General features: G+C 66.6%; 14 protein-coding genes. 10 read left to right on the plus strand and 4 right to left on the minus strand.

Annotated elements, in window-relative coordinates; translation table 11 throughout:
- A complete protein-coding gene (locus BKG60_RS09360) occupies positions 1–1,818 on the minus strand; it encodes an AMP-dependent synthetase/ligase (RefSeq protein ID WP_070943319.1) in 1,818 nt (605 codons plus the stop codon).
- Between the two features lie 94 nt (positions 1,819–1,912).
- Here BKG60_RS09360 and BKG60_RS09365 point away from each other — a divergent pair, with 94 nt between their 5' ends.
- From BKG60_RS09365 to BKG60_RS09385, 5 genes are all read left to right on the plus strand, one after another.
- Positions 1,913–2,302 carry a polyketide cyclase / dehydrase and lipid transport gene (locus BKG60_RS09365; protein WP_070943318.1) on the plus strand — a complete coding sequence of 130 codons (390 nt, stop codon included), beginning with the start codon at positions 1,913–1,915 and terminating at the stop codon, positions 2,300–2,302.
- Positions 2,303–2,380: 78 nt separating this feature from the next.
- A complete protein-coding gene (locus BKG60_RS09370) occupies positions 2,381–2,818 on the plus strand; it encodes an SRPBCC family protein (protein WP_070185318.1) in 438 nt (145 codons plus the stop codon).
- Positions 2,815–4,089, plus strand: a complete 1,275-nt coding sequence (locus BKG60_RS09375; RefSeq protein ID WP_110764911.1) for an ArsA family ATPase — start codon at positions 2,815–2,817, stop codon at positions 4,087–4,089. The genes BKG60_RS09370 and BKG60_RS09375 overlap by 4 nt, the downstream gene beginning before the upstream one ends.
- On the plus strand, positions 4,086–4,499 hold the full coding sequence (locus BKG60_RS09380; RefSeq protein WP_070943542.1) for a hypothetical protein: 414 nt from the start codon (positions 4,086–4,088) through the stop codon (positions 4,497–4,499). Before BKG60_RS09375 ends, BKG60_RS09380 begins: the two co-directional genes overlap by 4 nt.
- A gap of 125 nt (positions 4,500–4,624) precedes the next feature.
- Entirely contained in the window at positions 4,625–5,368 is a 744-nt protein-coding gene (locus BKG60_RS09385; protein ID WP_070185317.1) for a lysophospholipid acyltransferase family protein, read from the plus strand.
- Here BKG60_RS09385 and BKG60_RS09390 read toward each other — a convergent pair.
- Positions 5,365–6,678 carry a glycosyltransferase 87 family protein gene (locus BKG60_RS09390; protein WP_070185316.1) on the minus strand — a complete coding sequence of 438 codons (1,314 nt, stop codon included), beginning with the start codon at positions 6,676–6,678 and terminating at the stop codon, positions 5,365–5,367. The two genes, BKG60_RS09385 and BKG60_RS09390, sit on opposite strands and share 4 nt — an antisense overlap.
- A gap of 83 nt (positions 6,679–6,761) precedes the next feature.
- Here BKG60_RS09390 and BKG60_RS09395 point away from each other — a divergent pair, with 83 nt between their 5' ends.
- The 4 genes from BKG60_RS09395 to BKG60_RS09410 are packed head-to-tail and all read left to right on the plus strand — an operon-like array spanning position 6,762 to position 10,057.
- The gene (locus tag BKG60_RS09395) at positions 6,762–7,613 is read left to right on the plus strand and encodes a hypothetical protein (RefSeq protein WP_070185315.1); all 852 of its coding nucleotides are present in this window, start codon (positions 6,762–6,764) and stop codon (positions 7,611–7,613) included.
- Positions 7,613–8,125 (plus strand): polyadenylate-specific 3'-exoribonuclease AS, encoded by a 513-nt coding sequence (locus BKG60_RS09400; RefSeq protein ID WP_070185314.1) that lies wholly within the window; start codon positions 7,613–7,615, stop codon positions 8,123–8,125. Before BKG60_RS09395 ends, BKG60_RS09400 begins: the two co-directional genes overlap by 1 nt.
- A gap of 40 nt (positions 8,126–8,165) precedes the next feature.
- Positions 8,166–9,563 (plus strand): class II 3-deoxy-7-phosphoheptulonate synthase, encoded by a 1,398-nt coding sequence (locus tag BKG60_RS09405; protein WP_070185313.1) that lies wholly within the window; start codon positions 8,166–8,168, stop codon positions 9,561–9,563.
- 29 nt (positions 9,564–9,592) lie between these two features.
- Positions 9,593–10,057 (plus strand): hypothetical protein, encoded by a 465-nt coding sequence (locus BKG60_RS09410; RefSeq protein WP_070943317.1) that lies wholly within the window; start codon positions 9,593–9,595, stop codon positions 10,055–10,057.
- Here BKG60_RS09410 and BKG60_RS09415 read toward each other — a convergent pair whose 3' ends face one another.
- Positions 10,058–11,311 carry a protein kinase domain-containing protein gene (locus BKG60_RS09415; RefSeq protein WP_070943316.1) on the minus strand — a complete coding sequence of 418 codons (1,254 nt, stop codon included), beginning with the start codon at positions 11,309–11,311 and terminating at the stop codon, positions 10,058–10,060.
- 36 nt (positions 11,312–11,347) lie between these two features.
- Here BKG60_RS09415 and BKG60_RS09420 point away from each other — a divergent pair, with 36 nt between their 5' ends.
- Positions 11,348–11,752, plus strand: coding sequence for an Rv2175c family DNA-binding protein (locus tag BKG60_RS09420; RefSeq protein ID WP_070185310.1), 405 nt, complete (start codon positions 11,348–11,350; stop codon positions 11,750–11,752).
- On the opposite strand, the gene BKG60_RS09425 is transcribed toward BKG60_RS09420, so the two are convergent.
- Complete coding sequence (locus BKG60_RS09425; RefSeq protein WP_070185309.1) at positions 11,741–13,270, minus strand: alpha-(1->6)-mannopyranosyltransferase A; 1,530 nt, start codon at positions 13,268–13,270, stop codon at positions 11,741–11,743. The two genes, BKG60_RS09420 and BKG60_RS09425, sit on opposite strands and share 12 nt — an antisense overlap.
- Positions 13,271–13,276: the final 6 nt, after the last annotated feature.

Raw genomic sequence — 13,276 nt, forward strand, 5'->3', positions numbered from 1 at the left:
TCAGCCGTAGAGCGCGGCGATGTCGGTGGCGAACTTCTCGGCCACCACCTTGCGCTTGACCTTCAGGGTCGGAGTCAGTTCACCGGTGTCCTCGGTGAAGTCGACCGGCAGGATCCGGAACTTGCGGATCGATTCGGCGTGCGACACCGCCTGATTGGCTTCCTTGACCGCGAGGTCGATCTCGGCCAGCAGATCGGGGTCGTCGGCGAGATCGCCCACCGATGCGGCCGTGTCTTTGCCGTTGCGCTGCTTCCAACCCGGGAACGCCTCGGGGTCGATCGTGATGAGCGCGGCGATGAACGGCTGTTGATCGCCCACCGCCATCGCCTGGCTGATCAGGGGATGGGCCCGCAACCGATCCTCGAGCAGCGCGGGGGCGACGTTCTTGCCGCCGGCGGTGACGATGATCTCCTTCTTGCGTCCCACGATGGTCAGGAAGCCGTCGTCGTCGATGGAACCCAGGTCACCGGTGTGGAACCAGCCATCGGTGAACACCGCGTTGGTCTCGGTCTCGTTGCCCCAATAGCCGCTGAACACCACACCGCCCTTGACCAGCAGCTCGCCGTCTTCGGCGATGCGCATGCTGTTGCCCGGCATCAGCTTGCCGACCGAGCCGACCTTGAGCTCGTTGACCCGGTTGACGGTGATGGCCGCGCTGGTCTCGGTGAGGCCGTAGCCCTCGTAGATGCTCAGGCCCACGCCGCGATAGAAGTGGCCCAGCCGCGCGCCCAGCGGCGCGCCGCCGGAGATCGCCGCCCGGCATTCGCCGCCGAGGGCTGCCCGCAGCTTGCCGTAGACCAGCTTGTCGAACAGTGCATGCTTGGCGCGGAGGATCAAGGACGCGCCCGCTGTGCCCTTATTGTCCTGGGCCTTGCTCCACTCGATCGCGGTGTCGGCGGCGATCGCGAAGATCTTGCCCTTGCCGTCGTTGCGGGCGTTCTGCTCGGCGGTGTTGTAGACCTTCTCGAACACCCGGGGCACCGAGACCACCAGGGTCGGCTTGAAAATGCCGAAGGTCGGGACCAGGTTCTTGATGTCACTGGTGAACCCGAGGGTGACCTTGTTGGTGAACGCCGCGATGGTGATGGCCCGGGCCAGCACGTGGGCCAGCGGCAGGAACACCAGCATTCGTTCGCCTGGGGCCAGTTGAGTGGGGAAGCAGGCCTTGGCGCCCCGGATCTCGTAGAGCAAATTCGAGTGGGTCAGCTGGCAGCCCTTGGGCTGGCCGGTGGTTCCCGAGGTGTAGATCAGGGTGGCCGGGTCGGCCGACCGGATCCCGGCCAGTCGCTTGTCGAGCTCGGCAGCGTCGGCCGATTTACCCGCTTCGGCCATGGCGTCCAGTGCAGGCGTGCCGGTGCCGTCGATGGTGAGCAGCTTGTGTAGTTCGGGCAGCTGGCCGCGGAGTTGTTCGACGGTCTCGGCGTGCGCGTCGGTCTCGGCGAAGACGATCTTCGCCGCGGAGTTGTCGAGGACGAACCGCACCTGTTCGGCCGAGGAGGTCTCGTAGATCGGCACGGTCACCGCGCCCACCGACAGGATCGCGAAGTCGATGATGGGCCACTCGTAACGGGTGGCCGACAGCACTGCCACACGATCGCCGGGCTGGATGCCCTCGGCGATCAGGCCCAGGGCCACCGCTCGGATCTGGCCGGCCGCTTCGGCGCAGGTCACGTCGGTCCACTCGCCGTCGACCAGGCGCCGGAAGATGACGTGGTCGGGGCTGTCGGCGGCGTGCGTGGATACCGAATTGACGATGCTGTCGTGCTCGCCGACGGTAAAAGACGCGGGCACGCTGTATTCCCGCTCTGACTCACGCACGATCTTGCCCTCCAGGCTTGTGGTACCGGCTTTGCGGGTCAGCCTAGTCGGCCGCAGTAGGCAGACGATCAGGCATGTGTGAAGCTAGTCCGCGATGAACAGCATTCAGATCGCTGACGAGACGTTCGTGTGCGCCGATCCGGTCGCCGTGGGCGCCGCGGTCGCCGACCCGGCCAGCTGGCGGCGGTGGTGGCCCGACCTGGTGCTCAAGGTTGTCGAGGACCGTGCCGAGAAGGGCCACCGCTGGAATGTGACCGGCGCGTTGACCGGCACGATGGAGGTCTGGCTCGAGAAGGTGATGGACGGTGTGGTGCTGCATTACTTCCTGCACGCCGAACCGTCGGGCGCCACGGCCAAGCAGTTGGCCCAGATGGATCTGGCAAAGATGAACCACGAACGCCGGGTCGCGGGCAAGGCGATGTCGTTCGGGATCAAGCAGCGTCTTGAGGCCGCTCGCCCGGTCGGGGTATCCCGACTGGCCTGACCGGGTCCCTCGACAGGAGGGTAGATTTCTCTCCCGAGAGCCAGGGCAGCCCCGTGGGGCGGGGAGAAGGGCGACGCGGTGGCCGACAAGACGACACAAACCATCTACATCGACGCTGAGCCGGCGACGGTGATGGATGTCATCGCCGATATCGGCTCGTACCCGCAGTGGGTCGCCGAATACAAAGAAGCCGAGGTCCTCGAGACAGACCCGCAGGGAAATCCCAAGACCGCGAGGCTCGTGCTCGATGCCGCGGTGCTCAAAGACACCATGGTGCTGGCCTACGTGTGGCCGGCCGACCGCAAGTCGGTGACCTGGTCGCTGGTATCCAGTTCGCTGTTGCGGGCACTGGAGGGGACATACCGGTTGGCGCCCAAGGGATCTGGCACCGAGGTGACGTATGAGCTCTCGGTCGACCTGATGATTCCGATGATCGGTCTGCTCAAACGCAAGGCCGAGCGGCGGCTCACCGACACCGCACTCAAAGACCTCAAGAAACGAGTAGAGGCTGAGTGACTTCGCCGGACGGAAGCGCACCTTCTCCCGCGAGGATCAGCCTGTTCGTCGGCAAGGGTGGGGTAGGTAAGTCGACGCTGGCGACGGCAACCGCGGTCCGTGACGCCGCGTCGGGACAGCGGGTGCTGATCGTGTCGACCGACCAGGCGCATTCCACGGGCGATGTACTGGGGATCACGCTCGCCCCCACAGGTCTGCGGGCCCCCACTCGGGTGCTCTGCGATCTGGACGCCGGATCGGCCGAAGCGGGCGGCGTGCTCGATGCCCTTGCGCTCGACACGCTGGCCCTGCTGGGTGCCCGCTGGGTTGAGACGGCCGGCCCGCTGGCAGCTCGCTTCCCCGATTCCGATCTGGGAGATGTTGCTCCTGAAGAACTTTCGGCGTTACCGGGAATTCAGGAGGTGCTCGGGCTGCACGAGGTGGGGGAGCTCGCCGATTCTGGTCGCTGGGATCACGTGGTCGTGGACTGTGCTTCGACCGCCGATGCGTTGCGGATGCTCACGTTGCCGGAGACGTTCGGCCTGTATCTCGAGCGGGCCTGGCCACGGCACCGCCGCCTGTCGGGTTCGCCGGACGCGGTCAGCGCGGCCATCGTCGCCTTGATCGAGCGGGTGGATGCCGGCATCCGCAAACTGGGTGCCCTGCTCACCGACGGATCCCGGGTGAGCGCCCATCTGGTGCTCACCCCCGAGCGGGTGGTGGCGGCCGAGGCGGCGCGAACATTGGGTTCGCTTGCCCTGATGGGCGTCGAGGTTACCGAGATCATCGTCAATCAGATTTTGGTGCAAGATGATTCGTTCGAGTATCAGAATCTTCCCGCCCATCCCGCCTTCGACTGGTACACCGAGCGGATCGCCGAACAGCAGTCGGTGCTCGACGGTCTCGATGCCGGCATCGGTGACGTGCAGTTGGTGCTCGTGCCGCATGTGCCGGGGGAGCCGATCGGCCCCAAGGCGCTGGGAGAGTTGATCGACCGGGCGCGACGGCGCGACGGGTCGCCGCCGCCGGGCCCGTTGCGGCCCATCGTCGACCGAGAGTCGGGGTCTGGACTCGAAGCGGTGTACCGGATGCGGCTAGAGTTGCCGCAGATCGATTCGGCCGACCTCACGTTGGGTCGTGTCGATGACGACTTGATCATCGGTGTTGCGGGCATGCGGCGCCGGGTGCGGTTGGCCTCTGTCCTGCGTCGTTGCATCGTGACAGATGCGCAATTGCGCGGTAGTGAGCTGACGGTACGTTTTCGTCCGAATCCGGAGGTGTGGCCGGCATGACGGGATCTCATCCCGAGCTGGGTTCGGAGCTGCGGCAATTGGCGCAGGAGATTCTCGACCGGCTTGACCCGGCGGTGCGGTTGGCCGCGGTCAGCTTCGCGGCCTCGGCCGACGGCAGCCCGGGCAAGTGTCAGCAGGTGTGGTGTCCGGTGTGTGCACTGGCCGCGGTGATCAACGGTGAGCAGCATCCGCTGCTGTCGGTGATCGGTGAGCACAGCGTGGCCCTGCTGACGGTGATCCGTGCGGTTCTCGACGATGGACGAGCCGACGGAACCGACGGGCCAGATGACGGCCCAGGCGGGGGTAGCCCGCCACCCGGCGGCGGTCCCGATACACCGCCACCCGACGACTATCCGTCCCCGCCGTCGCCCGGCCGCTACCAGCACATCCCGGTCACCTTCGAAGATTGAGCGGATTGAGCAATTTGCTGTACTGCTGAGACACAGCAGGCATACAGGGCTTGCTGTGGTAGCCACAACATGGCCTGGGTACAGTTGTCGCAGAGCATTGCGCAGTGCGCACAAGTGGAGGGTCCATGTGGTATTGGCTGTTCAAGTACATCCTGTTGGGCCCCTTGCTGGCCGTGTTGGGTCGCCCCAAAATCACTGGGCTGGAACATGTTCCGGCCGACGGTCCAGCCATCTTGGCCAGTAATCACCTGGCGGTGATGGACAGTTTCTATCTTCCGCTGGTGGTCAGCCGCCGCATCACATTCCTGGCCAAGCAGGAGTACTTCACCGGCACCGGGATCAAGGGCCGGTTCCTGGCCTGGTTCTACACCGTCGTGGGCCAGGTGCCCATCGACCGCACCGATGCCGATTCGGCGCAGGCGGCGCTGATCACCGCCAAGCGCATCCTGGGCGAGGGAAAGCTGCTCGGGATGTATCCCGAGGGCACCCGCTCACCGGACGGCCGACTCTACAAGGGCAAGACCGGGCTGGCCAGATTGGCGCTGGAGACCGGTGTGCCCGTGATCCCGGTGGCCATGGTCGGCACCGACGTGGTCAATCCGCCGGGGTCCAAGGGGCTTCGGTTCGGCCGGGTCGAGGTCAGGTTTGGTGAGCCGATGGACTTCAGCCGGTTCGACGGCCTGGCGGGCAACCGTTTCATCGAGCGCGCCGTGATCGACGAGGTGATGTACGACCTGATGGATCTGTCCGGTCAGGAATACGTCGACATCTACGCGGCAGCGGTCAAGGAGAGCGCGCAACAGACCAACGGCCAGCCGGTCGACGCGAGCAAGCCGGCTTCCCGGCTGCCGCACGCCGCTGCGGGTTAGGCGCTTTCGCCGCCGCTGAGGTGAACCAGCGGGGTCGCGGGCGCCGCAGCAGTCTTGCCCGCCCGGGGAGTGGAGACGACTCCGATCACCGCGATGACCGCGAGTGCCCACCAGAGGTAGGAATCGGCGGCCAGTTGCCGGACGACTGACGCCGCGGTCTCGTGGTGTGGGGTCAGCAGCGCGATCGGTGTCCACACCATCAAGGCGAATCCGATCAGCGTCACCGCGGCCAGGCACAGCGCGGCCAGATGTGTCTGGCGCATCCGGTAGGCGAGGACGCCGGTGACCACCAGGGCAGGCAGTGACCACACCCAGTGGTGTGACCACGACACCGGCGAGACCACCAGGCCGAACATCGCGACACAGATCAGCGCGACCACCGGTCCCTCGTCGATGCCGGAGCGCAGGACACGCCGAACCGCCCAAACCGTCAGAGCCAGCACCGCGAAGCAGGCGATCACCCACAACGCGAACCGCGGCCCCTCGGACAGGCCGAGCCGCGCCAGCGTGCCCGCGATGTTCTGATTCGTGTTGAGGGTGGCCGTTCCGATCCGGTCGGTGTTGCGCACCGTCTCCGTCCAGTACTCGATCGAGTCCGTCCAGGCCAGGACGAATCCCGCTACGGTCGCCACCACCGCGGCGGCGCCGGTCCGCAGCAGGGTGCGGAAGTCGCGACGCAGCAGGAAATACAGAACGAACACCGCGGGAGTGAGTTTGAGCGCGATCGCCAGGCCCAGCAGCATGCCGCGGGGCCACGGTGTCCGGCGCGGCACACAGTCGGCGATCACCAGCGTCATCAGGACCACATTGATCTGACCGAATTCGAAGTTCGACCGGATCGGCTCCAGCCAGATGACCGCGGGTGCCACCAGTGCGGTCGCCAACCAGCAGCGACGCAGCCAGGCCGGCTCCGGGGTGATCGTGGTTTCGGGCCAGATGTTCAGGCGCGTCAGCACGATGACCATCGAGATGATCAGGAGGACCAGGGTGGTGGCGGTGATCGCCACGCTGGCCGCAGGCAACGACAGCCAGGCGAACGGCGCGAACAGGATTGCCGCGAGCGGTGGATAGGTGAACGGCAGATCGAGGCCGCCCTGGGTGTGGAAGATGGCGCCGTCGGCATACAGCGGTTGGTTGTCCAACCAGGCCCGCCCGCCCATCCGGTACACGTCGATGTCGATGCGATAGGGCACGTGGCCCAGTAGCCGCCAGCCAACCAGGATCAGCCCGGCCACTGTGAGCAACTGAAAAAGCCGCCACCCGATCGTCGGTGCCCAACCAGCTGCGCCGGGCGACTGCCGCTTACTCATGTTCTGAACAGACTATCGGGGGTAGCCCGCGGACTGCGCAACCGCACTCGCGACGCGCGCAGGTCGGCGTAAGTTCTTTGGGCGTGCACGCGACCGTTCATCTCGATTTCCTCGCCCGCGATCGCCTGCCTTTGCTGTGCTGCCTGGTGGCGTTCATTCTCACGTTCTTCGTGACCCGCATCGTGGTGCGCTACATCCGCCGCAATGCCGGCAGCGACCGCCCGCCCAGGTGGTGGCAGCCGCGCAACATGGGGCACGGCTCGGTGCACATCCACCACATGGTGATCGGGGTCGTTTTGGTGATGGTGTCGGGCGTGACGATGGTGACGCTGGCGGTCAGCGGCGGGGTGGCGGAGTTCACCGTGGCAGCGGTGTTCTTCGGCATCGGAGCGGCCCTGGTGCTCGACGAGTTCGCGCTGATCCTGCACCTTTCGGACGTGTATTGGGCCGAGGACGGCCGCACCTCGGTAGACGCGGTGTTCGCCGCGGTCGCGGTGGCGGGGCTGTTGATCCTCGGTTTCAATCCGCTGTCATTCTTTGATATCGGTATCTGGCGTGAGGACCAGTCGCCGGCCGTGCGAGCACTCGTGGTCGCGATGGCGGTGCTGACCTTGCTGCTGGCGGTGGTGGTCCTGCTCAAGGGCAAGGTCTGGACTGGATTGGTGGGTATGTTCATAACCCCGTTGTTGTTCGTCGGAGCGGTCCGGCTGTCGCGGCCGCATGCGCCGTGGGCGCGCTGGCGCTACACCAGCCGTCCTCGCAAGATGCACCGCGCGCTGGAACGGGAGCGCTGGCTGCGCCGGCCCGTGGTGCAGGCCAAACTGTGGCTACAGGACGCGATCACCGGGATGCCGAAGTTCCCCGACGACGCTGCCGTCGACGCCCAGCTGGACCGGGAGATCCATGCCGCCCCGGCCCCGGGACGGACCGCCTGATGCGCTATTTCTACGACACCGAGTTCATCGACGACGGTCGCACCATCGAGTTGATCTCGATCGGCGTCGTCGCCGAGGACGGACGCGAGTACTACGCGATCTCGACCGAATTCAACCCGGACCGAGCGGGTCGCTGGGTGCGCAAGCACGTTCTGCCCAAACTGCCGTCCCCGTCCTCGCAGCTGTGGCGGTCGCGGCGGCAGATCCGGTCCGAGCTCGAGGACTTCTTCGACATCGACGGTGACGAGCCGATCGAGCTGTGGGCCTGGGTGGGTGCTTACGACCATGTCGTGCTCTGCCAGCTGTGGGGTCCGATGACCGATCTGCCTCCGGCGATGCCGCGATTCACCCGTGAGTTGCGGCAGTTCTGGGAGGACCGCGGATCGCCGCGAATGCCACCGCGCCCGACCGAGGCGCATGACGCCCTGGTGGACGCGCGGCACAACCTGCACCGGTTCCAGTTGATGACGGGCTTGGGGCTGGCGCCGGCGCGCGATCCCGGCACCGCGTAACCGGCGAAAACGGTTGTTCACCGGTGGTTACCATGAACGGGTGAACTGGACCGTTGACATCCCCATCGACGAGCTGCCGCCACTGCCTCCGCTGAGCGACGAGCAGCGTCATCGGCTCGACGCGGCCCTTGCCAAGCCTGCCGTGCAGCAGCCCAGCTGGGACCCGGAAGCGGCGAAGGCGATGCGCACCGTGTTGGAGAGCGTGCCGCCGGTCACGGTGCCGTCGGAGATCGAGAAGCTCAAGGGCCTGCTGGCGGACGTGGCTCGGGGTGAGGCGTTCCTGCTCCAGGGCGGCGACTGTGCCGAGACGTTCGTCGACAACACCGAGCCGCACATCCGGGCGAACATCCGCACGCTGCTGCAGATGGCCGTCGTGCTGACCTATGGCGCCAGCATGCCGGTGGTGAAGGTGGCCCGTATCGCCGGCCAGTACGCCAAGCCGCGGTCGGCCGACCTGGACGCGCTGGGCCTGCGGTCCTACCGCGGTGACATGATCAACGGCTTCGCCCCGGACGCCGCCGTACGCGAGCACGATCCGTCACGGCTGGTGCGGGCTTATGCCAATGCCAGTGCGGCGATGAACCTGGTGCGAGCACTCACGTCGTCGGGGTTGGCCTCGTTGCACCTGGTGCACGACTGGAACCGCGAGTTCGTCCGGACATCGCCCGCGGGCGCCCGCTACGAGGCGTTGGCCGGTGAGATCGACCGGGGCCTGAAGTTCATGTCCGCCTGCGGGGTGGCCGATCGCAATCTGCAGACGGCCGACATCTTCGCCAGTCACGAGGCACTGGTGATCGACTACGAGCGGGCGATGCTGCGCCTGTCCGACCCGGCCGAGAACCCGGACGGACCGCGCAAGTTGTACGACCAATCCGCGCATTACCTGTGGATCGGTGAGCGCACACGCCAGCTCGACGGTGCCCACGTGGCGCTGGCCGAGGTGATCGCCAACCCGATCGGAATCAAGCTGGGGCCGACCACAACTCCGGAGCAGGCCGTCGAGTACGTGGAACGGCTGGACCCGAACAACGAGCCGGGCCGGCTGACCCTGGTGACGCGGATGGGCAACAACAAGGTCCGCGATCTGCTCCCGGCGATCATCCAGAAGGTCGAGGCCACCGGTCACAAGGTGATCTGGCAGTGCGACCCGATGCACGGCAACACCCACGAATCGTCGACGGGCTACAAGACCCGGCACTTCGATCGCATCGTCGACGAGGTGCAGGGTTTCTTCGAGGTGCACAATGCGCTGGGCACCCATCCCGGCGGTATCCACGTCGAGATCACCGGCGAGAACGTCACCGAGTGTCTCGGTGGGGCACAGGACATCTCGGATACGGATCTGGCCGGGCGCTATGAGACCGCGTGCGACCCGCGACTCAACACCCAGCAGAGCCTGGAGCTGGCATTCCTCGTCGCCGAGATGCTGCGCGAGTAGGGCAGCGACGGTCTGGGTACCCGATCGGCATGGGTACCGCAACCAGGTGGGCGATCGTCGGCGCCACTTCGGCGTTGCTGACCGCGGCGTGTTCCGAAACGGCTGACTTCACACCGGACAACCGCGGTGAGGACACCGAGACGCCGCTGACGTCGGTGGACAACGCATACATCGTGCCGGCCCACATGCCGGGCAACTGCGCGGTCCAGGTCGGCAGCGATGCCGAGTTGCGGTTCACCGCGACCAACGGCAGATCGACCGGATCCGAAAGCCTGTTGTCGATCACCACCGACGCGGCGAATGAGGTGCGGATACCGGCCGAAGGCGCAGTGGACATCGGACCCAAGTCCTCACAGGAGATCGTCGCGGCCGTGCAGGGTCTGCGGGAAAAGGTTCGCCCGGCGATGTCGGTCAAGGTCACCTTCCGGTTCGATCAGTCGCGCGACATCGAGATGCGGGTACCGGTCGAAGCCTGTCCCGCCCAGCAGACCTAGCTAGAGCAGTGCGCCGATGTTGCTGCCGATCGTCCAGGCGGCGGCGGTGACGAGTCCGGTGAATGTGATGACCGCGATGACCCAGAACGCCAGCGCCCGTTTGGCGCGCTGGCGGGCCCAGTAGAACTCGCTCATCTCGACACCGGCGAATTGTGCGGCCCCGAAAGCGTATTCGGGGTCGGCGGGGATCGGTGCCCAATCGTGCTGGTCTCGGGTGAGTTCGCGGGTGGGCTGGCGCGGCGCGGGCGCCACCGCCGGCGAGACCAAAGGTGCGGCCGTCGCCACGGTGGCGGCCTCGACCCGCGGATCGTCACGCTCGGCGAGCTCGTGCACGCGGGTGGCGGCCAGGTGCTGTGCGGACTGCTGCGGTGCGGGCACCCGGAACGCAGGCAGGTCGAGGTCGTCGACGATCTCGTGCAGTTCGGCCCGCATGTCGTCGGCGTCGGTGAACCGGTGCGCGGCGTCACGGGCGGTGGCGCGGCGTACGAATTGATCGAATTGTGTTGGCACCCCGGCGATTACCGTACTGGGTGCGGGCACGTCGTTGTCCATGCGCTGGTAGGCGACCGTGAGGGCGGAGTCACCGGTGAACGGTGTGAAGCCGGTGAGCAGTTCGTAGGTGAGGATGCCGACCGCGTACACGTCGCTGCGTGGGTCGGCGTCACCGGTACTGACCTGCTCGGGAGACAGATAGGCCGCGGTGCCGAGGATCACGCTGGTTGAGGTGATCTTGGCCTCGGCCACGGCGCGCACCAGACCGAAGTCGGCGATCTTGACCTCGCCGTCGTCGGAGATCAGCACGTTCTCAGGTTTGATGTCGCGGTGTACGAGTCCGGCGCGGTGTGCCACCGCGAGGCCGCCCAGCACCGGCTCGAGCACTGCGGCCACCGCATGCGGGGGCATCGGGCCGCGCTCGGCCAGCAGCTCGCGCAGCGTGCCACCCTCGATCAGCTCCATCACGAGGAAAGGCGGCTCCTGGGCGTTGCCTCCACCGCCCTGGTCGTAGACCGCCACCAAGCCCGGATCCTTCAATCGGGCCACGGCCTTGGCCTCGCGGCCGAACCTGGTCAGGAAATGGCTGTCGCCGCTGTAGCGGGAGTCCATCACCTTCAGGGCCACGGGGCGGTCCAGCCGGACGTCGAGGCCGCGGTAGACGGTGGACATGCCGCCGGTGGCGATGGGCGTGTCCACGCGATAGCGCCCGTCCAGCATCGTGCCGACGAGTGGATCCGATTGCTGCCCCACCGGACACATGTTACGAGTTGCGGCTGAGGACCTAGAATCGATGCGGTGAGCAGCATTCCAGCGGCCGATGACGTTCTGGCCCCCGACGAGGCCGTCTACGACCTACCCACGGTGTCGGATTTGCTCGGCATCCCGGTCACCAAGGTGCATCAGCAACTGCGTGACGGGCAGTTGATGGCCGTGCGGCGCAACCGCGTGCTGGTGGTCCCGCAGATCTTCTTCGACGGCAATGGCCACGTGGTCAAGCACCTGCCCGGGTTGCTGGTCGTGCTGCGTGACGGCGGCTACCGCGACAACGAGATCATGCGCTGGCTGTTCACCCCGGACGAGTCGCTGACGATCACCAGTGACGGCCGCGCCGAGCAGATTTCCAACGCCCGCCCGATTGACGCACTGCACTCCCACCAGGCGCGTGAGGTGCTGCGTCGCGCGCAGGCGCTAGCTTACTGACGGTCGGCTGTCGGTCTCGACGGGCGCCTCGGGGGCGTGGTAGAGCGCGTACCAGGCCGCCGCGGCGCAGGCCGTGGTCAGCAGGACATGTGCCCACGAGTACATGCCGTGCGCCCCATCGGGTTTCCACATCACCATGATCCAGGTGGACAACCCGGCGGTGACCGCGATGGCGGGCCGGGTCTGGATCAGGGCGGCGGCCACCGCCAGCGGCCAGGTGTAGTACCACGGCAGCGCGGCGGGAACGAAGAGTACGACCACGGCCATGGCCAGCGAGATACCGATCAGGGCCTCACGGTCGGTGTGCCGGTAACGCCACCACAGCAGCGGCAGGGCGATCACGATGGTGAGGATGCCGATGATCCGGGTGATCTCGAGCACGCCATAGAAGTTGACCGGAAACAGCAGTCCGCCAATGCCGTTGATCAGGTTGGCCGCGGCGGTGGGCACGGTCAGCCAGTTGATGATCTTCACGTTGCCTGCGGCGAGGGCGGACAACCAGCCCAGGCCGACGCCGGCCAGCCAGGACATCACCGCGAAAACCGCGGCCAGTATCGCCATGGAGGCGGCGGTCGCCAGCGCGAATGCCCGGACCGGTGGGTGGCCGTGACGGTCGCGCAGCTGCCGTGTCCAGACCCATACGACGAACGGAAGTGCAAGTCCCGCGGTCGCTTTGACGGCAACGGCCATGGCGATCAGGCCGACGCCCCAGACCGGGTGTCGTCGGAACGCCAACGCGATGCCGGCCATCATGAGCCCGACCATCAGCATCTCGTTGTGCACGCCGCCCATCAGGTGGATGATCACCAACGGGTTGAGCACGCAGACCCACAGGGCAGTGGCGGGGCTCGCACCGATGTGCCGTGCGACGCGCTGCGTCGCCCAGATCAACAACACCAGCCCGGGCAGCATGCACAGGCGCAGCAGCATGGTGCCGGCGACCACGTCGTCGCCCACCAGCATCGTGACAAATTTCGCCACCAGGATGAATGCCGGGCCGTAGGGTGCGGTCGTCGTGGTCCAGATCGGACTGACGTTGTCCAGCAGGATGTTCGGATTCTGTACCGGCCCCACCACGTACGGGTCGAAGCCGTCGCGCAGCAGAGCGCCCTGGGCCAGGTATGAATAGGTGTCCCGGCTGAACAGCGGCACGCTGAGCAACAGTGGCGCCAGCCAGAAACCGGTGGTGGCCACCATGGTGTACTCGCCGGCGGTGCGGTCGATCACGCGCCGGCCCAGCCACAGCCAGGCGATCAGCATCGTCGCGACGCCGGCCCACAGCAGGATCGAGGACAACACCAGCCCGTGCCCGAATCGCAGCCAGGACAGGTGCAGTGACTCCAGGAGCGGATCGTGCAACCGGGTGCTGCCCGCGCCGAGCCCGCCGATGGTCAGCAGGGCTGCCCCCAGGAAACCCAATCGGGCCGGGCGGGCGTCGGCAGACACCGCGAACCCGGCCAGGCGTGAGAGATGTTGCGCGACCCCGGTATTCGTGGTGTCGGTCGGCAAGCGTGTCATGAGGGC

The organism is Mycobacterium syngnathidarum (genome assembly GCF_001942625.1).
GTDB classification, from domain to species: Bacteria; Actinomycetota; Actinomycetes; order Mycobacteriales; family Mycobacteriaceae; genus Mycobacterium; species Mycobacterium syngnathidarum.